The organism is Kitasatospora sp. NPDC056076 (assembly GCF_042266305.1).
In the GTDB taxonomy this organism is placed as follows: domain Bacteria; phylum Actinomycetota; class Actinomycetes; order Streptomycetales; family Streptomycetaceae; genus Kitasatospora.
Genome location: NZ_JBHJWG010000015.1, coordinates 105280 through 128909, shown reverse-complemented (window position 1 = coordinate 128909; position 23630 = coordinate 105280). Strand labels below are relative to the sequence as shown.

Here is a 23630-nt window from a genome sequence, read left to right as displayed (position 1 = left end):
CGGACCGCTGTCGGCGGTCCGGCCCCAAAGCCTACGTTGCTGCGGCGGCGTTAGCCTACTGCCTGCTCACGGTAGCGCACGATCTTGACGAACTCGTCGGCGTCCAGCGAGGCACCGCCGATCAGGCCGCCGTCGATGTCGGGCTTGGCCATCAGGCCGGCCGCGCTCGACGACTTGACCGAACCGCCGTACAGCACACGGACCTTGTCGGCCAGCTCGGCGCTGTACAGCTCGGCCAGGCGGACCCGGATCGCGGCGCAGACCTCCTGCGCGTCCTCCGGGGTGGCCACCTCGCCGGTGCCGATCGCCCAGACCGGCTCGTAGGCGACCACGATCGACTCGGCCTGGTCCGCCGGGACGCCCTCCAGGGCGCCGTCCAGCTGGGCCAGGGTGTGCTCGACGTGGGTGCCGGCCTTGCGGATCTCCAGCGGCTCGCCGATGCACAGGATCGGGGTGACCCCGGCCCGGTAGGCGGCCTTGACCTTGGCGTTGACGATCTCCTCGTTCTCGCCGTGGTACTGGCGGCGCTCCGAGTGGCCGATCACCGCGTAGGTGCACTGGAGCTTGGCCAGCATCGGTCCGGAGACCTCGCCGGTGTAGGCGCCGCCGTCGTGCCGCGAGATGTCCTGCGAGCCGTACTTGATCTTCAGCTTGTCGCCGAAGACCAGGGTCTGCACCGACCGCAGGTCGGTGAACGGCACCAGGACGGCGACCTCGACGGCCTCGTAGTCCTTGTCGGCCAGCGCGAAGGCCAGCTTCTGGGTGTGCTGGATGGCCTCGAGGTGGTTGAGGTTCATCTTCCAGTTGCCCGCCATCAGCGGGAGACGCTCAGTCATGTGTTTCTCAGTCCTCCAGGGCGGCGAGACCGGGAAGGGTCTTGCCCTCCAGGTACTCGAGGCTCGCGCCACCGCCGGTCGAGATGTGTCCGAAGGCGTTCTCGTCGAAGCCCAGGATGCGGACGGCCGCGGCGGAGTCGCCGCCACCGACCACGGTGAACGCGTCGCTGTCCAGCAGGCCCTGCGCGACGGCCTTGGTGCCGTTCGCGTAGTCGGGGTGCTCGAAGACGCCCATCGGACCGTTCCAGAACACGGTGCCCGCGTCGGCCAGCTTCGCCGCGTACAGCTCGCGGGTCTTCGGGCCGATGTCCAGGCCCTCCTGGTCGGCCGGGATGGCGTCCGAGGAGACGATGTCGTAGGTCGCCGGGGTCTTGCCCTTGAGGTCCGGGAACTCGGCCGAGACCAGGACGTCCACCGGCAGCACGAACTCGACGCCGCGCGCCTCGGCCCGGGCCAGGTACTCCAGGCAGACCGGGATCTGGTCCGCCTGCAGCAGCGAGATGCCGACCTCGTGGCCCTGGGCCTTGAGGAAGGTGTACGCCATGCCGCCGCCGATCAGGATCCGGTCGGCCTTCTCCAGCAGGTTGTCGATCACGCCGAGCTTGTCGGACACCTTGGCGCCGCCGAGCACCACCACGTACGGGCGCTTGACGTCCTCGGTCAGCTTCTTGAGCACGCCGACCTCGGTGGCGATCAGGTCGCCGGCGGCGTGCGGCAGCAGGGCCGGCAGGTCGTACACCGAGGCGTGCTTGCGGTGCACGGCGCCGAAGCCGTCGCCGACGTACAGGTCGGCCAGGGCGGCCAGCCGCTCGGCGAAGGCCTTGCGCTCGGCGTCGTCCTTGCTGGTCTCACCGGCGTTGAAGCGCAGGTTCTCCAGCAGCGCGACCTCGCCGCCGGACAGCGCGGCGACGGTGGCCGTGGCGGACTCGCCCACGGTGTCGGTGGCGAAGGCGACCGGCTTGCCGAGGATCTCGCCGAGCCGCTCGGCGACCGGGGCGAGCGAGAACTGCGGGTCCGGCTCACCCTTGGGGCGGCCGAGGTGGGAGGCGACGACGACCCTGGCGCCGCGCTCGACGAGCTTGGCGATGGTCGGCGCCACGGCGCGGATCCGGCCGTCGTCGGTGATCCGGCCGTCCGACAGCGGGACGTTCAGGTCGGCGCGCACGAAGACGCGCTTGCCGGCGACGTCCAGGTCTTCGATGGTCTTCACGGGTTCTTCTGTCTCCTGGGGAGATGGTTGATGCGCAGAGGCGGCACGGCGCAGGGGCCGCCTGAGAAGTCCTTGTACGCAGAACGAGGGCCCGGTCGGCACGTTGTCGCCGTCCGGGCCCTCGCCCCTACATCACGTCAGCTCCCACTGCGTCAGAGCTGGCCACCGACGAGGGTGACCAGGTCCACGACGCGGTTCGAGTAGCCCCACTCGTTGTCGTACCAGCCGAGCACCTTGACCTGGTTGCCCTGGACCATGGTGAGCTGCGAGTCGAAGATGCAGGAGGCCGGGTCGTTGACGATGTCCGACGACACGATCGGGTCCTCGGTGTAGGCCAGGATGCCCTTGAGGGAACCCTCCGCCGCCTTCTGGAAGGCCGCGTTGACCTCCTCCTTGGTGACCTCGCGCTCCAGGGTGACGACCAGGTCGGTGATCGAACCGGTCGGGACCGGGACGCGCAGCGAGGTGCCGTCCAGCTTGCCCTTCAGCTCCGGCAGGACCAGGGCGGTCGCCTTGGCGGCACCGGTCGAGGTCGGGATGATGTTCTGCGAGGCCGCACGAGCACGGCGCAGGTCCTTGTGCGGGAAGTCCAGGGTCACCTGGTCGTTGGTGAACGCGTGGACGGTGGTCATCAGACCCTTGACGATGCCGAAGCTCTCGTTCAGCACCTTCGCCATCGGCGCCACGCAGTTCGTGGTGCAGGAGGCGTTGGAGATGATGTGGTGGTTGGCGGCGTCGTACTTCTCGTCGTTGACACCCAGGACGATGGTGACGTCCTCGTCGGTGGCGGGCGCCGAGATGATGACCTTCTTCGCACCGGCGGCGAGGTGCTTCTTCGCAGCCTCGGCCTTGGTGAAGATGCCGGTGGACTCGACGACGATGTCGACGCCCAGGGCGGCCCACGGCAGGTTGGCGGGGTCACGCTCGGCGGTCACCTTGAAGGTGTGGCCGTCGACGGTGATGCTGTCCTCGGTGTGCGAGACCTCGGCCTGGAGGGTGCCCAGGGTGGTGTCGTACTTGAGCAGGTGAGCCAGGGTCTTCGTGTCGGTGAGGTCGTTGACACCGACGATCTCGATGTCCGCGCCCTGGGCCTTGACGGCGCGGAAGAAGTTGCGGCCGATGCGGCCGAAGCCGTTGATGCCTACCCGGATCGTCACGAACCGATCTCCTCGTTAGGTACGCCGGCGCTGAGCCGACGGGGATGAGATTTGGGAAGTCCCCGACCGCCTACGACCCTACCTCTCCCGACCCTGGGAGGGCACATCGCGCCACCTGGCAAGACGTGGCGTGGCGCGTTCCCGGGCCCTCCGTCCTTGCCCCTCCGGGCCGTTGGTCCTGGTCAAGTGGTCTTGACCAATTTCGGATCCCCGTCCGACCCCCGTCCGACCCCGGACACGACGACGGCCGGTGCCCGGAATCCGGACACCGGCCGCTGCTACTCGCCCGCGAACGATCAGTTGAGCGCCATCTCGTCGGTCAGGTTGGCCTCGGTGCTCGGCAGGCCCAGCTCGGCCGCCCGCTTGTCGGCCATCGCCAGCAGGCGGCGGATCCGGCCGGCCACCGCGTCCTTGGTCAGCGGCGGGTCGGCGAGCGCGCCCAGCTCCTCCAGCGAGGCCTGCTTGTGCTGCATCCGCAGCTGGCCGGCCGCCGCCAGGTGCTCGGGCACCTCCTCGCCGAGGATCTCCAGCGCGCGCTGCACCCGGGCGCCGGCCGCCACCGCGGCGCGGGCCGAGCGGCGCAGGTTGGCGTCGTCGAAGTTGGCGAGCCGGTTCGCGGTGGCCCGGACCTCGCGCCGCATCCGGCGCTCCTCCCAGGCGAGCACCGACTCGTGCGCCCCCAGCCGGGTCAGCAGCGCGCCGATCGCGTCACCGTCGCGGATGACCACCCGGTCCACCCCGCGCACCTCGCGGGCCTTGGCCGGGATGCCGAGCCGGCGGGCCGCGCCGACCAGGGCCAGCGCCGCCTCGGAGCCGGGGCAGGTGATCTCCAGCGAGGAGGAGCGGCCCGGCTCGGTGAGCGAGCCGTGCGCCAGGAAGGCCCCGCGCCAGGCGGCCTCGGCGTCGCAGGTGGCCCCGGAGACGACTGCCGGGGGCAGGCCCCGGATCGGCCGGCCGCGGCCGTCCACCAGCCCGGTCTGGCGCGCGAGCAGCTCGCCGTCCTTGACCACCCGGACGACGAAGCGGCTGCCGCGCCGCAGGCCGCCGGGCGCCATCACCACGAGGTCGGAGGAGTGCCCGAAGATCTCCAGCAGGTCCTTGCGCAGCCGCCGCGCCGCCGCGCCGGTGTCCAGCTCCGCCTCGATCACGATGCGGCCGCTCACGATGTGCAGCCCGCCCGCGAACCGCAGGATCGCCGACACCTCAGCCTTGCGACAGCAGGCCCGGGTGACCGGGAGCCGGCTGATCTCGTCCTTCACCGCTGGAGTCATCGCCATGGCCCGATCCTTCCATGTGTCCGGAAAATCCGGTCGTACGCGGCTGCCAACAGCTCCGGGTCGTGTCGCGGGGTGCCGTCGGTGCGGGCCACCGTGCCGAGCACCAGTGCGGCACCCATCCGCTCGGCGGCCTTTTCCAGTCCGGCCAGGTCCGCCTGGCCGAAGGCGCCGCCCGTGACGGCGCGCTCGTCCACCAGGATCGCATCCACCGCGAGGTCGGGAGCGTGGTCGGCGATGACCTCCAGGTGGCGCTGCGGGGTGAAGCCCTCGGTCTCCCCGGGCTGCGGGGCCAGGTTCAGGGTGAGCAGGCGGCGGGCGCGGGTCTCCACCAGTGCCTTGGCCAGCTCGGGCACCAGCAGGTGCGGCAGCACGCTGGTGAACCAGGAGCCGGGGCCGAGCACCACCCAGTCCGCCTCCCGGACCGCCGTGACGGCCTCCGGGACGGCCGGCGGCCCGTCCGGCAGCAGCCGGATCGACTGCACGGTGCCGGGGGTGACGGCCACGTCGGCCTGGCCGCGGACGGCGGTGAGCTCGGCCGGGCGGTCCGGGTCATGGCCGCGCACGGTGGCCTCGATGTCCAGCGGCACCGCCGACATCGGCAGCACCCGGCCCTGGACGTTCAGCAGCCGGCCGACCCAGTCCAGCGCCGCGACCGGGTCGCCGAGCTTCTCCCACAGCGCCACGATCAGCAGGTTGCCGACGGCGTGGCCGCCCAGCTCGCCGTTGCCGGTGAAGCGCTGCTGGATCACCTCGGACCAGGTGCGGCCCCAGTCGTCGTCCCCGCACAGCGCGGCCAGCGCCTTGCGCAGGTCGCCGGGCGGCAGCACCCCCAGCTCCTCGCGCAGCCGCCCGCTGGAGCCGCCGTCGTCGGCGACGGTGACCACCGCCGTGAGGTCGCTGGTGAGCCGGCGCAGCGCGGACAGCGACGCGGACAGGCCCTGCCCGCCGCCGAGCGCCGTGATCCGGGGGGCCGGATTGGCCCGGGCGGGACTGCTCCGCGGCCGACCCGGCGACGGGCCGGCCGCCCGCTCCGCGGTCCTGCTCTGCAGCTGTCGCCCGGGCACGTATCCCGCCACAATCACCTCGCGTTCCTCGGCCCCGCCACCGGCTCCGCCGGCGGCCCGGCAGGGAAGGCGGCGGTTACTCCCGACCCATGTCACGGTGGACGAGCACCGTCTCGACTCCGTCGGCGATGAGACGCTTGGTCAGACGCTCGGACATGGCGACGCTACGGTGCTTGCCACCGGTGCAGCCTACGGCAAGCGTCATGTAGCGCTTCCCCTCCCTGCGGTAACCCTCGGTGACGATACGCAGCAGCTCGGCGTAGCCGTTCAGGAACTCGTTGGCACCGGGCTGCTGGAACACGTAGTCGGCGACGTCCGAGTCGGTGCCGGTACGGGCCCGCAGCTCGGGCACCCAGTGCGGGTTCGGCAGGAAGCGGCAGTCCACCACCAGGTCGGCGTCGACCGGCAGGCCGTACTTGAAGCCGAAGGACATCACGGTGGCGCGCAGCTCGGGCTCGTCGTGGTCGGCGAACTGGGCGTCCAGCTTGGCGCGCAGCTGGTGCACGTTGAGGTTGGAGGTGTCGATCACCAGGTCGGCCTCGCCGCGCAGGTCGCGCAGCAGGTCGCGCTCCTGGGCGATGCCGTCCACGATCCGGCCGTCGGCCTGCAGCGGGTGCGGGCGGCGCACGCTCTCGAAGCGGCGGACCAGTGCGTCGTCGGAGGAGTCCAGGAAGACCACCCGGAGCCGGACGCCGCGCTTCTCCAGCTCGTCCAGCGAGGTCAGCAGGTCGTCGAAGAACTGGCGGCCGCGGACGTCCACGACGACGCCGATCCGGGCGACGTTGCCCTGGGAACGGGCGCCCAGGTCGACCATGGTCGGGATCAGGGCCGGCGGCAGGTTGTCCACCACGAACCAGCCCAGGTCCTCCAGGCACTTCGCGGCGGTGGAGCGGCCGGCTCCGGACATGCCGGAGATGATCACCAGCTCCGGTGCGTTCTCGGCCACGTCTGACACGGTCACTTCGGTTCCCCGCTCTCGGTCTTTCTGCTGGGGAGAACGCGCACGGCACGGCCGCCCTTCCCCGTCCCGGACAGTCCGGCGGGGTCGGGGCGCGCCGACAGACGGGCGGCGTCGGCCGTCATGGCGTCTCCTGGGATGGTGCGGTCTGGGGTGCTGCGGCCACCGGCTCGGCGGCCTCGTCAGCCCCGTCCTCGATGATCTCGCCGGTCGCGGTGTTGACCGCGGGTGCGGCGGGTGTACGGGACGACAACGCCGCCGCAACAGTTTCCGCGGTGCGGCGCCCGATGCCGGGTACCGCGCAGAGTTCGTCGACGGTGGCGGCCCGGAGCCTCTTCAGCGAGCCGAAGTGCTTGAGCAGCGCCTGGCGGCGAGTCTCGCCGAGGCCCGGGACGGAGTCCAGTTCCCCGGCGGTGAGTCGCTTGGAACGCTTGGCGCGCTGGTAGCCGATCGCGAAGCGGTGGGCCTCGTCGCGGACCCGCTGGAGCAGGTAGAGGCCCTCGCTGGAGCGGGGCAGCACGACCGGGTCGTCCTCGCCGGGCAGCCAGACCTCCTCCAGGCGCTTGGCGAGGCCGCACAGCGCGACGTCGTCGATGCCGAGTTCCTCCAGCGCCCGCTGGGCGGCGGCGACCTGGGGCTGCCCGCCGTCGACCACCAGCAGCTGCGGCGGGTAGGCGAAGCGCTTGGGGCGGCCGTCCTCGGTGCGCGGGCCGTCGCCCGGCTGGTCCTCGTCGGGCTCCTCCGGGACGGCCCACTCGCCGGTCTGCTCGCGCTCCTGGAGGTAGCGGCGGAAGCGGCGGCTGATCACCTCGTGCATCGAGCGGACGTCGTCCTGGCCCTCGAAGCCCTTGATCTGGAAGCGCCGGTACTCGCTCTTGCGGGCCAGGCCGTCCTCGAAGACGACCATGGAGGCGACCACGTCCTCGCCCTGGAGGTGGGAGATGTCGTAGCACTCGATCCGCAGCGGGACGGAGTCCAGTTCCAGTGCGTCGGCGATCTCCTGGAGGGCGCGGCTGCGGGTGGTGAGGTCGGAGGCGCGCTTGGTCTTGTGCAGGGCCAGCGCGTGCTGGGCGTTGCGCTGCACGGTGGCCATCAGGTCCTTCTTGTCGCCGCGCTGCGGGATCCGCAGGTCGACCTGGCTGCCGCGCAGTCCGCTGAGCCATTCCCGGACGGGGGCGGCCGGTTCGGGCAGGGCGGGGACGAGCACCTCGCGCGGGACGGACTCGTTGCGCTCGTCCGGGCCGGCGCCGCCGTAGAGCTGCTGGAGGGCGTGCTCCACCAGGCCGGCGGTGTCCACGTCCTCGACCTTGTCGGTGACCCAGCCGCGCTGGCCGCGCACCCGGCCGCCGCGGACGTGGAAGATCTGGACGGCGGCCTCCAGTTCGTCCTCGGCCACGGCCAGCAGGTCGGCGTCGGTGGCGTCGGCGAGCACGATGGCGTTCTTCTCCATCGCGCGCTTGAGGGCGCCGATGTCGTCCCGCAGCCGGGCCGCCTTCTCGTACTCCATCTCGACCGCGGCCTCCTGCATCTGCTCTTCCAGCCGGCGCAGGTAGTTGCCGGTGCGCCCGGCCATGAAGTCGCAGAAGTCCTCGGCCAGCGCCCGGTGTTCGTCCGCGGAGACCTTGCCGACGCAGGGCGCGGCGCACTTGCCGATGTAGCCGAGCAGGCAGGGGCGGCCGACCTGCCGGGCGCGCTTGAACACGCCGTTGGAGCAGGTGCGGACGGGGAAGACGCGCAGCAGCAGGTCGACGGTCTCGCGGATGGCCCAGGCGTGCCCGTAGGGGCCGAAGTAGCGCACGCCCTTCTTGTGCGCCCCGCGCATCACCTGGACCCGCGGGTACTCCTCGTTGAGGGTGACGGCGAGCTCCGGATAGCTCTTGTCGTCGCGGTACTTGACGTTGAACCGGGGGTCGAACTCCTTGATCCAGGAGTACTCCAGCTGGAGCGCCTCGACCTCGGTGGCGACCACGGTCCACTCCACCGAGGCGGCGGTGGTGACCATGGTCGCGGTGCGCGGGTGCAGGCCGGCGAGGTCCTGGAAGTAGGACGACAGCCGCGGCCGCAGGCTCTTGGCCTTGCCGACGTAGATGACCCGGCCGTGGGCGTCACGGAACTTGTAGACGCCCGGGGAGGTCGGGATCGCGCCCGGCGCCGGGCGGTAGGTGCTCGGGTCAGCCATGGGTCCACCGTACCGAGTTCGGCTGCACGTCGATCAACTGCTTCAGCTCGGAGTGACCTTGAGGTTCCCGCCCTCGACCGTGACGGCGTAGGAGGGCAGCGGGCTGGGGGCCGGGCCGTCCTGCACCGCGCCGTCGGCGATGGCGAACCGGCTGCCGTGGCAGGGGCACTGGATCTGCTGGTTCTTGACCTGGTCCACGACGCAGCCGGCGTGGGTGCACTTGGCGCTGAACGCCTTGTACTGGCCGGCGGTCGGCTGGGTGACGACGATCTTCTGCTCGCGGAAGACCTTGCCGCCGCCCTCCGGGACGGCCGAGGCGGGGCCGAGGTCCACCGGGCCCTTGGCGGCGCCGCCGGTGTCCGAGGAGCCGGCGGAGGAGCCGCAGCCGGTGACCGCCACGGTGCCGCCGGCCGCCAGCACGGCCGCGGCTCCGCAGAGCAGGGTGCGCCGGGAGGTGGCGGGGCTGGTCTCGGGGGCCTCGGACATCGGTGTGCTCCTACGGTGTGCTGCTGCTGCGAGGGACCACGGAAGTCTATGCCGCACCCGCCCCGCCGCTCCCGGGATGTCCGGGGGCGGCGGGACGTCCGGGAGCGGCAGGGCGGGCAGGAGCTACTTCTTCGCCGCGGCGGCCCGCTTGCCCGGGGCCTTCTTGACGGCCGCCTTGGCCGCCTTGGCCGCCGGGGCCTTGGCGGCCGTCGCGGCGGTCACCTTCTTGGCGGCTGCCTTCTTCGCGGGCGCCTTCCTGGCGGGCGCCGGGACCGGGGCGTCGGCGAAGTCGCCCGGCAGGATGTCCCGCAGGAACTTGCCGGTGTGGCTCTCCGGGAAGGCCGCGATCTGCTCCGGGGTGCCCTCGGCGACCACCGTGCCGCCGCCGGAACCGCCCTCGGGGCCCATGTCCACGACCCAGTCGGCGGTCTTGATCACATCGAGGTTGTGCTCGATCACGATCACCGTGTTGCCCTTGTCCACCAGCCCGCTGAGCACCTTGATCAGCTTGCTGATGTCCTCGAAGTGCAGGCCGGTGGTGGGCTCGTCCAGCACGTAGACCGTCCGCCCGGTGGAGCGCTTCTGCAGCTCGGAGGCGAGCTTGACGCGCTGCGCCTCGCCACCGGAGAGCGTCGGCGCGGACTGGCCGAGCCGGACGTAGCCGAGGCCGACGTCGTTGAGCGTCCGCAGGTGGCGGGCGATCGCCGGGACGGCCTCGAAGAAGGCCAGCCCCTCCTCGATCGGCATGTCCAGCACCTCGGCGATGGACTTGCCCTTGTAGTGCACCTCCAGCGTCTCCCGGTTGTACCGGGCGCCGTGGCACACCTCGCACGGGACGTAGACGTCCGGCAGGAAGTTCATCTCGATCTTGATGGTGCCGTCGCCGGTGCAGTTCTCGCAGCGGCCGCCCTTGACGTTGAAGGAGAACCGGCCGGGCAGGTAGCCGCGGACCTTGGCCTCCTGGGTCTCCGCGAAGAGCCGGCGGACGTGGTCGAACACCCCGGTGTAGGTGGCCGGGTTGGAGCGCGGGGTGCGGCCGATCGGCGACTGGTCGACGTGCACCACCTTGTCCACCAGGTCGGTGCCGGTGATCCGGGTGTGCCGGCCGGGCACGCTGCGGGCGCCGTTCAGCTCCCGGGCGAGGTGGGTGTAGAGGATGTCGTTGACCAGCGTCGACTTGCCGGAGCCGGAGACCCCGGTGATCGCCGTGAAGGTGCCGAGCGGGAAGCCGACCGTGACGTCCTTGAGGTTGTGCTCGCGGGCGCCGTGCACCGTCAGCTGGCGCTTCTTGTCCCGCTCGCGGCGGGCCGCCGGGATCGGGATGGACCTCTTGCCGGAGAGGTACTGCCCGGTCAGCGACTCCTCGTTGGCCAGCAGCCCCTTCAACGCGCCGGAGTGCACCACCTTGCCGCCGTGCTCACCGGCGCCCGGGCCGATGTCCACCACCCAGTCCGCGGTCTTGATGGTGTCCTCGTCGTGCTCGACCACGATCAGGGTGTTGCCGATGTCGCGCAGCCGCACCAGCGTCTCGATCAGCCGGTGGTTGTCGCGCTGGTGCAGGCCGATGGACGGCTCGTCCAGCACGTACAGCACGCCGACCAGGCCGGAGCCGATCTGGGTGGCCAGCCGGATGCGCTGGGCCTCGCCGCCGGACAGGGTGCCGGCCGCGCGGTCCAGCGAGAGGTAGTCCAGGCCGACGTCGACCAGGAAGCGCAGCCGCTCGTTGACCTCCTTGAGGACCCGCTCGGCGATCTGCTTGTCCCGGTCGTTGAGCCTCATCGCGCCCAGGAACTCGGCGCAGTCGCTGATCGACATCGAGGAGACGTCGGCGATCGACCTGTCCTCGACGGTGACCGCGAGCACCACCGGCTTGAGCCGGGTGCCCTGGCAGGTCGGGCAGGGCACCTCGCGCATGTAGCCCTCGAAGCGCTCGCGGCTGCTGTCGCTCTCCGCCTCGGTGTGCCGGCGCTGGATGAACGGGACGGCGCCCTCGAAGCCGGTGCTGTACGAGCGCTCGCGGCCGAAGCGGTTGCGGTAGCGCACCTCCACCTGGTGCTTGTGCCCGTACATCAGCGCCTTCTTGGCGCGGGCGGGCAGCCCGGCCCAGGGGATGTCGGTGCGGAAGCCGAGCTCCCCGGCCAGCGCGTCGATCAGGCGCTGGAAGTACTCCTTGGCGTGCCCGGCCGACCACGGGTGGATCGCGCCCTCGTCGAGCGAGCGCTCGACGTCCGGCACGACCAGCTCCGGGTCGACCTCCATCCGGTTGCCCAGGCCCGAGCAGTCCGGGCAGGCGCCGAACGGCGAGTTGAAGGAGAACGAGCGCGGCTCCAGCTCCTCGAACGACACGTCGTCGTACGGGCAGTAGAGGTGCTCGGAGTACATCCGCTCGCGCTCCGGGTCGCCCTCGGGGAGGTCGACGAAGTCGAGCACGACCATGCCGCCGGACAGCCGCAGGGCCGTCTCCACCGAGTCGGTGAGCCGCCGCTTGGCGCTCTCCTTGACGGTCAGGCGGTCGACGACCACCTCGACGGTGTGCTTCTCCTGCTTCTTGAGCTTCGGCGGCTCGGCGAGCTGGACCGTCTCGCCGTCGACCCGGGCGCGCGAGTAGCCCTTGGACTGGAGGTCGGCGAAGAGGTCGACGAACTCGCCCTTGCGCTCGCGCACCACCGGGCTGAGCACCTGGAACCGGGTGCCCTCGGCGAGCTCCAGCACCTTGTCGACGATCGCCTGCGGCGACTGCTTGGCGATCGGGCGGCCGCAGTGCGGGCAGTGCGGCTTGCCGATCCGGGCGAACAGCAGGCGCAGGTAGTCGTAGACCTCGGTGATGGTGCCGACGGTCGAACGGGGGTTGCGGTTGGTGGACTTCTGGTCGATCGAGACGGCCGGGGAGAGGCCTTCGATGAAGTCGACGTCGGGCTTGTCCATCTGCCCGAGGAACTGCCGGGCGTAGGAGGACAGCGACTCGACGTAGCGGCGCTGGCCCTCGGCGAAGATCGTGTCGAAGGCGAGCGAGGACTTGCCGGAGCCGGAGAGGCCCGTGAAGACGATGAGGGAGTCGCGGGGCAGGTCGAGCGAGACGTTCTTGAGGTTGTGCTCGCGAGCACCGCGGACGATGAGGCGGTCGGCCACTGCTTCTGGCGCCTTTCTCCGGACGAGAGGGCTTGCGGTGTGTGGGGTGTTCTTCTTCCAGGATGCGGCAGCCAGCCTATAGCTCAGACGTTCGAATCTCGACTTCGTCCAGTGGAGTCCACCCGAACGAGTGACAGCGCCCGCCGGACCGTCCGTACCCGGACCGAAAAACCCCTGCTCAGGACCGGGAACCGGGCGGTAGCGTCGGCTGGTCAACGAGCGAAGCCCCCTCCGGGCAACGCACCGCCCCGTACAGAAGGCAGATCCGATGACCGACCCGCAGTCCGCAGCCGCGATCGCCGCCGAGCACCTGGCCCTGGTGGAGGACGGCACCCGGGCCCTGCTGGAGACCGTCGCCGGGCTGGCGCCCGAGGCCCTCGCCGAGCCCTCCGCGCTCCCCGGCTGGACCCGCGGCCACGTACTCGCCCACGTCTCCCGCAACGCCGACTCCCTGGTCAACCTGCTGACCGGCGCCCGCACCGGCACCGACATCCCCCAGTACGCGAGCGAGCAGGCCCGCGAGGACGGCATCCAGGAGGGCGCCGCCCGCCCGCTGGAGGCCCAGCTCGCCGACCTGTGCGAGTCCCACGAGCACTTCCTGGCGGCCGTCGCGCTGATGACCCCCGAGGACTGGGCCGCCGAGGTGCGCCACCGCTCGGGCGCGGTCTTCCCGGCCTGCGACCTCGTCTGGAAGCGCCTCGGCGAGCTGGAGTACCACCTGGTCGACCTGGACGGCGGCTACACCCCCGCCCACTGGCCGGAGGTCTTCGCCGTCACCGAGTTCCGCAAGCTCGCCACCAGGCTGGCCGGCGCCGACCTGCCCGCCGTCGAGCTGGTCGCCGAGGACACCGGGGACAAGGGCCTGATCGGCACCGGCGGCACCGCCCTCACCGTCCGCGGCCCCGTCCGCGCCCTGCTCGCCTGGCTCTCCGGCCGCTCCGCCGGCACCGACCTGACCCGCACCCCCGACACCGCCCTCCCCCCGCTTCCCCCGCTGGGCTAGCAGGCCCCACACCCGACGGGTTCGCACACACCAAGCGCCGTGGCCTCCGACAAGGTGCATCGGAGGCCACGGCGCCGTCGCGTCACCAGTCCTTGTCCGGCTCCATCTCGGAGAGCTCATCGTCCGAATGACTCAAACTCACGGGCACGATGTCCTCGTAGGTCCACTCGGCCATACTCGAGATGAACCTCCGGAGTTGGTCCTCTACCGCTTCCTGGCGAAGGTTGAGGAAGCCGTCCCGGTCGTCGGCGGACAGCCGTTGACTCGCCTCGCGGGAGATGCAGTGTGAGTCCAGCACTGTGTCCCAGGTGTCCTCGTCGATGTCCAGCGGCCTGATGCCGAGCAGGCCGGGCGCTTCACTGACGGGTTCGTCCCGGCTGGGCAGGATCAGCCGGTTCGCCGCCCAGAACTGCTGCCTCGGCGACGGGACCTTCGCGAAGAACCTGCGCACCGCTACGGCCGCAGGCTGCTCGGACAGGATGTCGCTGAGCTCCTCGACGGAATACTCGAGACCGGTGATCGGCGACCGCGGACGCAACGCCCACCAGGCACAGAGGACGATCCTTCCGGTGGCCTCGTTGGTCCGGAACCGCTTGGCATCGGGGACCGAAGACGTGGCCGCCTCCATCGACGCCAGGAGCCTCGCCACGGACCCGTCCTCGTCCTTCGGGTGGATCCGCGTGGCCAACGACCGGGCCATCTGCGTGAAACTCCCCTTGAAGACCGCGGGCCCTGCAACGACGACCCGCCAGTACAGGCGGCGCAGGAGCTTGCGGTTGCGCTTCTTGGGATTGGGAAAGTGCGCGAAGAACCGCGCGAAGACCACCAGGGGCGCCCTGTACGCGAGAAGCGAGACATGCGGGACCCCGACCTCGTCCTGGAGGAAGGTGATGGCCCGAATGAGCGCCAGCTCCCCTTCCGCGTAGGCCGTCTCCTGGTCCTCCCCCGGAAACTCCGGATCGGTGCGCCGACGACTGTCGTCGAACTCCGTCCGCGGTTCGCGGGTGATGTCCGGCCCGCGTCTGGCCAGGATGGAATGCAGCACCGTGTCGTTGTCGATGGCGCCGAACCCCGTACGAGCCGCCACCCGATCAGCGATCTTGCTGATGGACAGCCGGTTGCTGGCGCCCTTTTCCGGCCCCGCAAACAGAGCCGAGAAGATCTCCGCCCGACTGAGCCGCTTACCGAAGTTGTTCATCCGATCGAAGATGTCGGTCAGGACCGCCTCGTCGTGCTGCTTGACGAGATAGGCGGGCACCTTGTACTGGCGCAGCCTCTTCGCGACACTCCGGGCCTCGTTGAAGTATTCGGAGGCCCCCTTCCCCGGCCCGGCGAACCAGCTCAGCAGCTCTTCCAGATCGAACAACGTCGGCAGCGGAATGTGATTTGACTCCGCGATCTTGGGCGTGGGAATGAATTCCCGCTTCTCCAAGTCGTAATAGACGTTGAAGGGCTCCTTGCGATTGCCGACCGAATGCAGCGCATTGGCCAGGCTCGTGACCCGCTGCTGCCCGTCGACCACCCACAGCGCCTTGTCCGTCTCCGGGGCCTCAACGGTCAGGGCCCCCAGGCGAACGAGGTCCGACGGAGAGTGACGCACCCAGAGCAGGAGGCTCCCGATGGGATATCCGCGGACGATGCTGTCAAAGAGCCTGATGACGTCCTTGGACGTCCATTTGTAATCCCTCTGGAAGTGCGGAACACGAATCCGGCCGGACCACGCTTCGGCGATCAGATCCTCAAGGTCGTACGTAGCCGCACTCGGCTGCGTACCAAGACCCGGTGTACTCATTACCCCTCCCCGATGTGATCTCCCTCACGATCCCAGGCCCCCTAGGTTTTGGCAAACCCCTGACCCATCGCCCCCGAATCTGCTAGCACTCAGCACGATCACGCCCCCGGGTAAACAAAACATCGATCTGCCGCCGGCGCCCGACACCGACTTGGAGGGACGCCTGCGGCGATGCCTACCGTGCGCAAGGATGACCCCAAGGACAACGGGAGAGGGAGCGGACGGATGACGTACCACGGAGCGGTCAAGGTCGGCGGGCCGCCGGACGTGCGCGAGCTGGCCCACCTGATCATCAGCAAGGTGGCCGTGGGCCCGTACGACAACAACGCGTACCTGCTGCGCTGCCGGGCCACCGACGAGCAGCTGCTGATCGACGCGGCCGCCGACGCCCCGGTGCTGCTGGAGACGGTCGGGGCCGACCTGGCGACCGTCGTCACCACCCACCGGCACCAGGACCACTGGGGGGCGCTGGCCGAGGTGGTCGCCGCCACCGGCGCCCGCACCGCCGCCGGGGAGCACGACGCCGAGGGCATCGACGTGCCGACCGGGCTGCGGCTCGCGGACGGCGACACCCTGCGGGTCGGCGAGGTCGGGCTGACCGTCCGGCACCTGGTCGGGCACACCCCAGGCGCGATCGTGCTGGTCTACGACGACCCCCAGGGCCACCCGCACGTGTTCACCGGCGACTGCCTCTTCCCGGGCGGCGTCGGCAACACCTGGGGCGACCCGGCGGCCTTCGACAGCCTCTTCCGGGACGTCAACGAGAAGGTCTTCGACGTCCTGCCCGACGAGGCCTGGGTCTACCCCGGCCACGGCAACGACACCACCCTCGGCGCGGAGCGCCCGCACCTCGCCGAGTGGCGCGAGCGCGGCTGGTAGCCCGCCCCCGGACGCGGGGGGGGGGGGGGGGGGGCCGGCGGGGGGGGGGGGCGGGCCCCCCGCGCGGCGGGGCAGGGGGGGGGGGGCGGGCGCGAGGGCGGCCCGCGGCGCGCGGCGGCGCCCCCCCCCCCCCCCCGTTGGGGGGGGCGGGGGGTTGTTCCCCCCCCCCGGCCCGGGGGGGGCCCCCGCCCCGCCGGCGGGGCGGGGGCGCCCCTCCGCTTTGCCGCCCGGGCGGGGTCAGGCGTCCAGCTTCTCGGACTCCCGCTCGGCCTGCTCGGCCTTCTTCGAGGCCATCAGGCTGGTCACGGTGGTCACGGCCAGCACCACGACGATGAAGCCCAGCGAGAACGGGATGCCGATCTCCGGGACGTTCGCACCGGCCTCGTGGGCGGCGTGCAGCACCAGCTTCACGCCGATGAAGCCGAGGATCACCGACAGGCCGTAGCTCAGGTGGACCAGCTTCTTGAGCAGCCCGCCGATCAGGAAGTACAGCTGGCGCAGCCCCATCAGGGCGAAGGCGTTGGCGGTGAAGACCACGTACGGGTCCTGGGTGAGGCCGAAGATGGCCGGGATCGAGTCCAGCGCGAACAGCACGTCCGTGGTGCCGATCGCCAGCATCACGATCAGCATCGGGGTGATCAGCCGGCGGCCGTTCTCCCGGACGAACAGCTTGGTGCCGCGGTAGTCGTCGGTGGACGGGAAGCGCCGGGTGATCGACTTGAGCAGCCGGTTCTCCTCGAACTCCTCGTCCTCCTCGTCGGCCCGGGCCTCCTTGATCAGCTTCCAGGCCGTCCAGATCAGGAAGGCGCCGAAGATGAAGAACACCCAGGAGAACTGCGTCACCAGCGCCGCACCGCCGGCGATGAACACCGCCCGCAGCACCAGCGCGATGATCACGCCGAACATCAGCACGCGCTGCTGGTAGATCCTGGGCACCGCGAACTTGCCCATGATCAGGATGAACACGAAGAGGTTGTCGACACTGAGCGACTTCTCGGTGATGTACCCGGCGAAGAACTCACCGGCCGGCTGCGCCCCGGAGTGCCACCAGAGGAAACCGCCGAAGAGCAGCGCCAGCACGACCCAGACGGCCGTCCAGATCCCGGCCTCCTTGATCGAGACCTCGTGCGGCTTGCGCCCCCCGATGAAGAAGTCCGCCACGATCAGTGCGATCAGCACACCGATCGTGGTGACCCACATGGTTACGGAAACGTCCACTACTGCTCCTCCGGCAGGTAGGCGAGACAGTCATCGTCACTGCCGGAGGTCTCTTCCGCCCGTCGGGCCAGCGCCCCGGGATGCCACGACGGGCATCCGTGATGACGGGGTCGGCTGTCGAGGAATACTCCCCTCCGCTGCCATCGAGAGTAACAGAACGGGCAAGGAAAGGTAAAGAAGGTAAAGAACCGTCAGAGGAACGGCTCGATCGCCGGCAGCAGGTCCTGGAAGGTCCGCCCCTTCGCCGGGGCGCCGATCGCCTGCATCTCCCAGCCGCCGTTGCCGTCCCGGACCACCTTCGCCATGATCTGCCCGGTGTGCGGCCCGCCGCCCGCCAGCTCGTACCGGGCCAGCTCCACCCCGGTCGCCTCGTCCACCAGCCGGCAGTGCGCCTGGCTCACCTCGGCGAAGGTCTGCCCGGTGTACGAGCTGACCGTGAACACCACCTGGGTGATGTGCGGCGGCACGTGCAGCAGGTCGACCAGGATCGCCTCGTCGTCCTCGTCCCCGGAGCCGCCCTCCAGGTTGTCCCCGGTGTGCCGCACCGAGCCGTCGGTGGACTCCAGATGCTGGAAGAACACCACGTCGGACGGGGTCCGCTCGGCGTACAGCAGGGCCGAGGCGTCCAGGTCGATCTTCCTGGTCCGGCTGCCGAACAGGCCCCGCTTGGGCGCGGCCTGCCAGCCCAGCCCCATCCGCACCACGGTCAGGGCGGCGCCCGCCCCCTTCTGGAGGCTGACCCGCTGCCCCTTGGCAAGGTTCACCGACACGACGTTGTCCTCTCTGCCGGCCGCGCGGTCGCTGCCGCACGGCTCCCCGGTGGAACACCCCGTCGCCGTCCCCCGGCTGAGGCCCCCTCTGCTACCGGCCCGCGACCCCGTCCCGGAGGCGCGATGCCGCAGGCCAGCCTAGGGCCTGCGGCACCCGCGACTCCTCCGGGTTACCCGGTTTGTGGCAAGGATGAGACACCGCGGGGCTTGACCGGTGCCGAACCGGCCAAGCCCCGCACGGCGGGCCTCAGGCCACACCGGCCTCGCGCATCTGCCGCAGCTCCTTCTTCAACTCCTTGACCTCGTCCCGCAGCCGCGCCGCGACCTCGAACTGGAGGTCCGCGGCGGCCGTGTGCATCCGGTCCGTCATCTCCTGGATCAGCTCCGCCAGCTCGGCGGCCGGCAGCGACTTGGCCGGCTTGCGCTCCGCGCCCAGCGCCGGCACCGGGGCCTTGCCCTTGCCCTGGCCCCGGTAGCCGCTGGAGAGCAGCTCGTCGGTGTCCACGTCCTCGCGGGCGAGGGTGTCCAGGATGTCGCCGATCTTCTTCCGCAGCGGCTGCGGGTCGATCCCGTGCTCCTTGTTGTAGGCCTGCTGCACGGCCCGGCGCCGGTTGGTCTCGTCGATCGCCTTCTCCATCGACGGGGTGATCCGGTCCGCGTACATGTGCACCTGGCCGGAGACGTTGCGGGCCGCGCGGCCGATCGTCTGGATGAGCGAGGTGCCCGAGCGCAGGAAGCCCTCCTTGTCCGCGTCCAGGATCGCCACCAGCGACACCTCGGGCAGGTCCAGGCCCTCGCGCAGCAGGTTGATGCCGACCAGCACGTCGTACCGGCCCGCCCGCAGCTCGCGCAGCAGCTCCACCCGGCGCAGGGTGTCCACGTCGCTGTGCAGGTACCGGACCCGGATGTCCAGGCCCAGCATGTAGTCGGTGAGGTCCTCGGCCATCTTCTTGGTCAGCGTGGTGACCAGGACGCGCTCGTTCCTCTCGACCCGCTTGCGGACCTCGTGCACCAGGTCGTCGATCTGGCCCTCGGTCGGCTTGACGATCACCTCGGGGTCGATCAGGCCGGTCGGGCGGATGATCTGCTCGACCTGGCCGTCGCCGCGCGACAGCTCGTACGCGCCGGGCGTCGCCGACAGGTACACCGTCTGGCCGATCCGCCCCAGGAACTCCTCCCACTTGAGCGGGCGGTTGTCCATCGCCGAGGGCAGCCGGAAGCCGTGCTCGACCAGCGTGCGCTTGCGCGAGGCGTCGCCCTCGTACATCGCGCCGATCTGCGGGACGGTGACGTGCGACTCGTCGATGACCAGGAGGAAGTCCTCCGGGAAGTAGTCCAGCAGGGTGTTCGGCGGGGAACCGGGCTCGCGGCCGTCGAAGTGCATCGAGTAGTTCTCGACGCCCGAGCAGGTGCCGATCTGACGCAGCATCTCAATGTCGTAAGTGGTGCGCATGCGCAGCCGCTGGGCCTCCAGCAGCTTGCCCTGCTTCTCCAGCTTGCCGAGCGTCTGCTCCAGCTCCTGCTCGATGCCGGTGACCGCCCGCTCCATCCGCTCGGGGCCGGCCACGTAGTGCGAGGCGGGGAAGACGTAGATCTGCTCGTCCTGGCTGATGATCTCGCCGGTGAGCGGGTGCAGGGTGTACAGCGACTCGATCTCGTCGCCGAACATCTCGATCCGGACGGCGAGCTCCTCGTAGACCGGGAAGATCTCGATGGTGTCGCCGCGGACCCGGAAGGTGCCGCGGGTGAAGGCCACGTCGTTGCGGGCGTACTGGATGTCGACGAAGCGGCGCAGCAGCACGTCGCGGTCGATCTCCTGGCCGACCTTGAGCGGGACCATCCGGTCCACGTACTCCTGCGGGGTGCCGAGGCCGTAGATGCAGGACACCGAGGCGACCACGATCACGTCGCGGCGGGTGAGCAGCGAGTTGGTCGCCGAGTGCCGCAGCCGCTCGACCTCCTCGTTGATCGAGGAGTCCTTCTCGATGTAGGTGTCCGTCTGCGGGACGTACGCCTCCGGCTGGTAGTAGTCGTAGTACGAGACGAAGTACTCGACCGCGTTGTTCGGCAGCAGCTCGCGGAACTCGTTCGCCAGCTGCGCGGCCAGCGTCTTGTTCGGCGCCATCACCAGGGTGGGGCGCTGCAGCTTCTCGATCATCCAGGCCGTGGTGGCCGACTTGCCGGTGCCGGTGGCGCCGAGCAGGACGACGTCCTTCTCCCCCGCCCTGATCCGCCGTTCCAGGTCGGCGATCGCCGCCGGCTGGTCACCGTTGGGCTGGAAGGGACTGACGACCTCGAAGGGCGCCACGGACCGCTCAATACTCGTGATGGGACGCACGCCTCCACCGTACGGCGCCCCACCGACAACCGACGCCGTTCCGATCAGGCCGCGTGCGCCTCGAACGTCATGGCCGGCTCCCGGGCCGGGTCGATCCGCACGACGGAGTCGAAGGCGGAGGCCAGCCGCTCGATCAGCGGCAGCGTCGGGTCGACACCGCTCTCCTCGATGCTCTCGACCGTCTCCTCGTCCAGCCCGGCCCGCTCGGCGAGCTGGGCCGGGCTCCAGCCGAGCGCGGAGCGGCGGGCGTACACGGCCTCGGCCAAGGCCATCCGCCGCCCGGCCGCCCGGTACTCCTCGCTCTCGCGGTGCTCCGGCGGCACGACCCAACGGGTGTGGTAGCCGCTGCTCATCGTTGCTCCTCCCGGTCGTAGACCTGGTGATCGGCGGCGGGCAGATGCTCCGCCTCGCAGACCTTCTGAGCACGGCGTGCCCGTTCGACCTGATCGGTCTCGCGGTTCCTAGTCTTGCGGAAGACCGTCAGGAGCACAGCCCTCCGCCCCGGTGCGAGCCAGTACGTGATGCGCAGCGGCCCGACCCGGAGCTCCCGCAGCGGCCCGCCCAGATGGCTCGCCAACGGGAACGGCAGGGTCTCGCCGTCCTCGGCGAGCCGGTCGGCGGCACGCTCGGCCGCCCGGTACTCGGTGACGGAGCAGTTCCGGAGCCAGGTCCGGACCTCGGGCTCGATCTCGATCTCGTAACCCGGCCGGGATTCGTCGTCAGCCACGTGCTCCCCTGTTCGGCCGTTGGCCCAACGACCGAACAGCGGGGAGGTTACGGACTCAGCTCTTGGCGCTGTCGCGGGCCAGGGCGACCAGGCGGGAGACGGCGCGGAGGTACTTCTTGCGGTAGCCGCCGCGCAGCATGTCCTCCGGGAAGACCTGGTCGAAGGGCAGGCCGGAGGCGGTGACGGGCAGCTCGCGGTCGTACATCCGGTCGGCGAGGACGACCAGGCGCAGCGCGGTGGACTGGTCGTCGACCTGGTGCACGCCGCGCAGGCAGACCGCGCTGACGTCGTCCAGCAGCGCGCCGTAGCGGCTGGGGTGGACGGCGGAGAGGTGGGCGAGCAGGGCGTCGAAGTCGTCCAGCGAGGCCCCGGGGGTGCGGGCGGCGACGGCCTCGACGGTGTCGTCGGGGTACGGCGGCGGGGCGTCGGGCAGGCCGCGGTGGCGGTAGTCCTGGCCGTCGATCCGCATCGGGCGGAAGTGGGCGGACAGGCCCTGGATCTCGCGCAGGAAGTCGGCGGCGGCGAAGCGGCCCTCGCCGAGCTTCTCCGGCAGGGTGTTCGAGGTGGCGCACAGCTTGACGCCGTTCTCGACCAGCCGGCCGAGCAGCGTGGAGACCAGCACGGTGTCGCCCGGGTCGTCCAGTTCGAACTCGTCGATGCAGAGCAGGGTGTGCCCGGAGAGGGTCCGGACGGCCTGCTGGAAGCCGAGCGCGCCGACCAGGTTGGTCAGTTCGACGAAGGTGCCGAAGGCCTTGGGGCCGGGGGCGGCGTGCCAGAGCGAGGCGAGCAGGTGGGTCTTGCCGACGCCGTAGCCGCCGTCGAGGTAGACCCCGGCCGGGCCGGTGGGCGCAGGGGCGGAGCGGCGGAACCAGCTGCGCTTGGGCGCGGAACCGTTTCCCCCTCCGAGGGTGGCCGCGAACTGCTCCAGGACCTGGACGGCCTCGTACTGGCTGGGCTGGTTCGGGTCCGGGATGTACGTCCCGAAGCTCACCTCGGCGAACCGGGGCGGCGGGACCATCTCGGCGACCAGCCGCTCGGCGGGCACGACGGGGCGGCGTTCGGTGAGTGCGATCGGGGCGCCGGCCGGGCTCTCGGCGGCTATCGACTCGGTCGCGGGGGCGGGGCGGGAGGCTGCGGGCACGTTAGTAGAGGGTACGCCTGGTGCCCGCGCCCTCCGAACCCGCTCCGGTCGGGCCGCACAGAGCCCCGCGCAGGGCCCGCGCAAGGCCCCTGCGGGGCCCGCGGTGGAAGACTGGGGACATGCAACAGTTGATCAGCCCGCTGGGCGCTCCGGTCGCCGATCCGTCCGACCTGGAATCGCTCGCCGCCGTCTACGCGTACCCCGACCAGGTGAATCGCGGGCGCCCGTGGCTGCGGGCCAACATGGTGGCGGGGCTGGACGGCGGTGCGCGGCTCGACGGCCTCTCCGAGGGCCTCTCCGGGGACGCCGACAAGCGGATCTTCGGTGTGCTGCGGGCGCTGTCGGACGTGGTGCTGGTGGGCGCCGAGACGGTCCGGGCGGAGGGCTACCGGCCGGCCCGGGCCCGGGCCGACTTCGCGGCCGCGCGGGCCGCGGCGGGGCAGTCCCCGGCCCCGGCGATCGCGATCGTGAGCCGCTCGCTGGACCTCGACCTCACCGCGCCGCTGTTCACGGAACCGCTGGTCAGGACGGTGGTGATCACCGTCGAGGACGCCCCGCAGGAGCGCCGCCGGGCGGTCGCCGGGGTGGCCGACCTGGTGCTCGCCGGGCAGGGCTCGGTGGACCTGCGGGCGGGCGTGGCGGCCCTGGTGGAGCGGGGCTGGACGCGGCTGCTGACCGAGGGCGGCCCCCGCCTGCTGGGGCAGCTGGCGGCGGCGGGACTGCTGGACGAGCTGTGCCTGTCGCTGGCCCCGCTGGTCACCGGCGGCGACGCGCCGCGCATCGTCCGCGATGCGGAAATGCCGGACGTGCAGCGGATGCGGCTGGTCTCATTGATCGAGCAGAAAGGATTCCTCTTCACCCGCTACCTGCGTCACCTGGGTTCGGATGACCCCGTGACCCCCCGATCGTGATCCCGTTATGCGATGCCGGGGCCCGGGGGCCGGCCACTGGAAGGGACTCACGTGTTCAAGACGGTACTGATGATCGAAAAGGCGCTCTCGGACGCGGACGTGGAGCTCGTCACCACGCTCCACAGCGACGAGAAGGTGTCCTTCGTCGTCCTGATGCAGCCGCGCGGCAAGCAGGACGAGTTGCTGCGGGCGCTCGACGACGTCGCCCTCGGCCACCTCGACAAGGTGGTGCACGAGCACGACGAGTCCGAGGGCGGCCCGACCGTGGCCGGCGAATCGCTGGAGCACAGCCTGCGCCACCTGCGCCGGGCCGGGGCCGAGGCGGTCGGCGAGCTGGTCGAGGAGAAACCGCTGGACCGGCTGCGCGCCGTGGTCCGCGAACAGGAGGCGGACGAGGTGGTGGTGCTCACCTCGCCGCACTTCGTGGAGGAGTTCTTCCACCGCGACTGGGCCTCCCAGGCCCGCCACAAGGTGGGGGTGCCGGTGCTCAGGCTCTTCGCCAGCGACTCCTGACTCCGCCCGCCGGTGGTGCAGAATCGTCCTTGCGGTCCGCCC

At 70.9% G+C, this 23630-nt stretch carries 20 protein-coding genes; 4 read left to right on the top strand and 16 right to left on the bottom strand.

What is annotated here, in order from left to right; all coding sequences use genetic code 11:
* Nucleotides 1-50: 50 nt before the first annotated feature.
* The 9 genes from tpiA to uvrA all read right to left on the bottom strand — a co-directional run bounded on the left by tpiA (nt 51) and on the right by uvrA (nt 12296).
* Nucleotides 51-836, bottom strand: coding sequence for a triose-phosphate isomerase (gene tpiA, locus ACFC1T_RS15235; protein WP_375888370.1), 786 nt, complete (start codon nt 834-836; stop codon nt 51-53).
* A 7-nt stretch (nt 837-843) separates the two neighbouring features.
* Nucleotides 844-2046, bottom strand: coding sequence for a phosphoglycerate kinase (locus ACFC1T_RS15230; protein WP_375888367.1), 1203 nt, complete (start codon nt 2044-2046; stop codon nt 844-846).
* 152 nt (nt 2047-2198) lie between these two features.
* On the bottom strand, nt 2199-3203 hold the full coding sequence (gap, locus tag ACFC1T_RS15225) for a type I glyceraldehyde-3-phosphate dehydrogenase (RefSeq protein ID WP_375888364.1): 1005 nt from the start codon (nt 3201-3203) through the stop codon (nt 2199-2201).
* Nucleotides 3204-3499: 296 nt separating this feature from the next.
* Complete coding sequence (gene whiA, locus ACFC1T_RS15220) at nt 3500-4480, bottom strand: DNA-binding protein WhiA (RefSeq protein WP_188308910.1); 981 nt, start codon at nt 4478-4480, stop codon at nt 3500-3502.
* Nucleotides 4471-5556 (bottom strand): uridine diphosphate-N-acetylglucosamine-binding protein YvcK, encoded by a 1086-nt coding sequence (yvcK, locus tag ACFC1T_RS15215; protein ID WP_375888490.1) that lies wholly within the window; start codon nt 5554-5556, stop codon nt 4471-4473. Before yvcK ends, whiA begins: the two co-directional genes overlap by 10 nt.
* A gap of 64 nt (nt 5557-5620) precedes the next feature.
* A complete protein-coding gene (rapZ, locus tag ACFC1T_RS15210) occupies nt 5621-6505 on the bottom strand; it encodes an RNase adapter RapZ (RefSeq protein WP_375888361.1) in 885 nt (294 codons plus the stop codon).
* Nucleotides 6506-6623: 118 nt separating this feature from the next.
* Complete coding sequence (uvrC, locus tag ACFC1T_RS15205; RefSeq protein ID WP_375888359.1) at nt 6624-8681, bottom strand: excinuclease ABC subunit UvrC; 2058 nt, start codon at nt 8679-8681, stop codon at nt 6624-6626.
* Between the two features lie 42 nt (nt 8682-8723).
* Nucleotides 8724-9167 carry a Rieske (2Fe-2S) protein gene (locus ACFC1T_RS15200; RefSeq protein WP_375888356.1) on the bottom strand — a complete coding sequence of 148 codons (444 nt, stop codon included), beginning with the start codon at nt 9165-9167 and terminating at the stop codon, nt 8724-8726.
* A 123-nt stretch (nt 9168-9290) separates the two neighbouring features.
* Nucleotides 9291-12296 carry an excinuclease ABC subunit UvrA gene (uvrA, locus tag ACFC1T_RS15195; RefSeq protein ID WP_375888353.1) on the bottom strand — a complete coding sequence of 1002 codons (3006 nt, stop codon included), beginning with the start codon at nt 12294-12296 and terminating at the stop codon, nt 9291-9293.
* 268 nt (nt 12297-12564) lie between these two features.
* Here uvrA and ACFC1T_RS15190 point away from each other — a divergent pair, with 268 nt between their 5' ends.
* Nucleotides 12565-13299, top strand: a complete 735-nt coding sequence (locus ACFC1T_RS15190; RefSeq protein ID WP_375888350.1) for a maleylpyruvate isomerase family mycothiol-dependent enzyme — start codon at nt 12565-12567, stop codon at nt 13297-13299.
* Between the two features lie 82 nt (nt 13300-13381).
* Here ACFC1T_RS15190 and ACFC1T_RS15185 read toward each other — a convergent pair whose 3' ends face one another.
* Nucleotides 13382-15091 carry a DUF262 domain-containing protein gene (locus ACFC1T_RS15185; protein ID WP_375888347.1) on the bottom strand — a complete coding sequence of 570 codons (1710 nt, stop codon included), beginning with the start codon at nt 15089-15091 and terminating at the stop codon, nt 13382-13384.
* A 225-nt stretch (nt 15092-15316) separates the two neighbouring features.
* Between ACFC1T_RS15185 and ACFC1T_RS15180 the strand changes: the two genes are divergently transcribed.
* Nucleotides 15317-15970 carry an MBL fold metallo-hydrolase gene (locus tag ACFC1T_RS15180; RefSeq protein ID WP_375888344.1) on the top strand — a complete coding sequence of 218 codons (654 nt, stop codon included), beginning with the start codon at nt 15317-15319 and terminating at the stop codon, nt 15968-15970.
* Between the two features lie 237 nt (nt 15971-16207).
* Here the strand turns inward: ACFC1T_RS15180 and ACFC1T_RS15175 are convergent, their stop codons facing one another.
* From ACFC1T_RS15175 to zapE, 6 genes are all read right to left on the bottom strand, one after another.
* Nucleotides 16208-17188: a TerC family protein gene (locus tag ACFC1T_RS15175; protein ID WP_375888342.1), complete on the bottom strand. Its 981-nt coding sequence runs from the start codon at nt 17186-17188 to the stop codon at nt 16208-16210.
* Nucleotides 17189-17379: 191 nt separating this feature from the next.
* Nucleotides 17380-17958: a TerD family protein gene (locus ACFC1T_RS15170; protein ID WP_360236073.1), complete on the bottom strand. Its 579-nt coding sequence runs from the start codon at nt 17956-17958 to the stop codon at nt 17380-17382.
* 247 nt (nt 17959-18205) lie between these two features.
* Nucleotides 18206-20296, bottom strand: a complete 2091-nt coding sequence (gene uvrB / locus ACFC1T_RS15165) for an excinuclease ABC subunit UvrB (RefSeq protein ID WP_375888340.1) — start codon at nt 20294-20296, stop codon at nt 18206-18208.
* A 44-nt stretch (nt 20297-20340) separates the two neighbouring features.
* The gene (locus ACFC1T_RS15160) at nt 20341-20649 is read right to left on the bottom strand and encodes a helix-turn-helix domain-containing protein (RefSeq protein ID WP_375888337.1); all 309 of its coding nucleotides are present in this window, start codon (nt 20647-20649) and stop codon (nt 20341-20343) included.
* Entirely contained in the window at nt 20646-21023 is a 378-nt protein-coding gene (locus ACFC1T_RS15155; protein WP_375888335.1) for a type II toxin-antitoxin system RelE/ParE family toxin, read from the bottom strand. Before ACFC1T_RS15155 ends, ACFC1T_RS15160 begins: the two co-directional genes overlap by 4 nt.
* 55 nt (nt 21024-21078) lie before the next feature.
* On the bottom strand, nt 21079-22125 hold the full coding sequence (zapE, locus tag ACFC1T_RS15150; protein ID WP_375888487.1) for a cell division protein ZapE: 1047 nt from the start codon (nt 22123-22125) through the stop codon (nt 21079-21081).
* A 158-nt stretch (nt 22126-22283) separates the two neighbouring features.
* Here zapE and ACFC1T_RS15145 point away from each other — a divergent pair, with 158 nt between their 5' ends.
* Both ACFC1T_RS15145 and ACFC1T_RS15140 read left to right on the top strand, forming a co-directional pair.
* A complete protein-coding gene (locus ACFC1T_RS15145; RefSeq protein ID WP_375888332.1) occupies nt 22284-23075 on the top strand; it encodes a pyrimidine reductase family protein in 792 nt (263 codons plus the stop codon).
* Nucleotides 23076-23126: 51 nt separating this feature from the next.
* Nucleotides 23127-23588 carry an indole-3-glycerol phosphate synthase gene (locus ACFC1T_RS15140; protein ID WP_375888329.1) on the top strand — a complete coding sequence of 154 codons (462 nt, stop codon included), beginning with the start codon at nt 23127-23129 and terminating at the stop codon, nt 23586-23588.
* Nucleotides 23589-23630 lie beyond the last annotated feature (42 nt).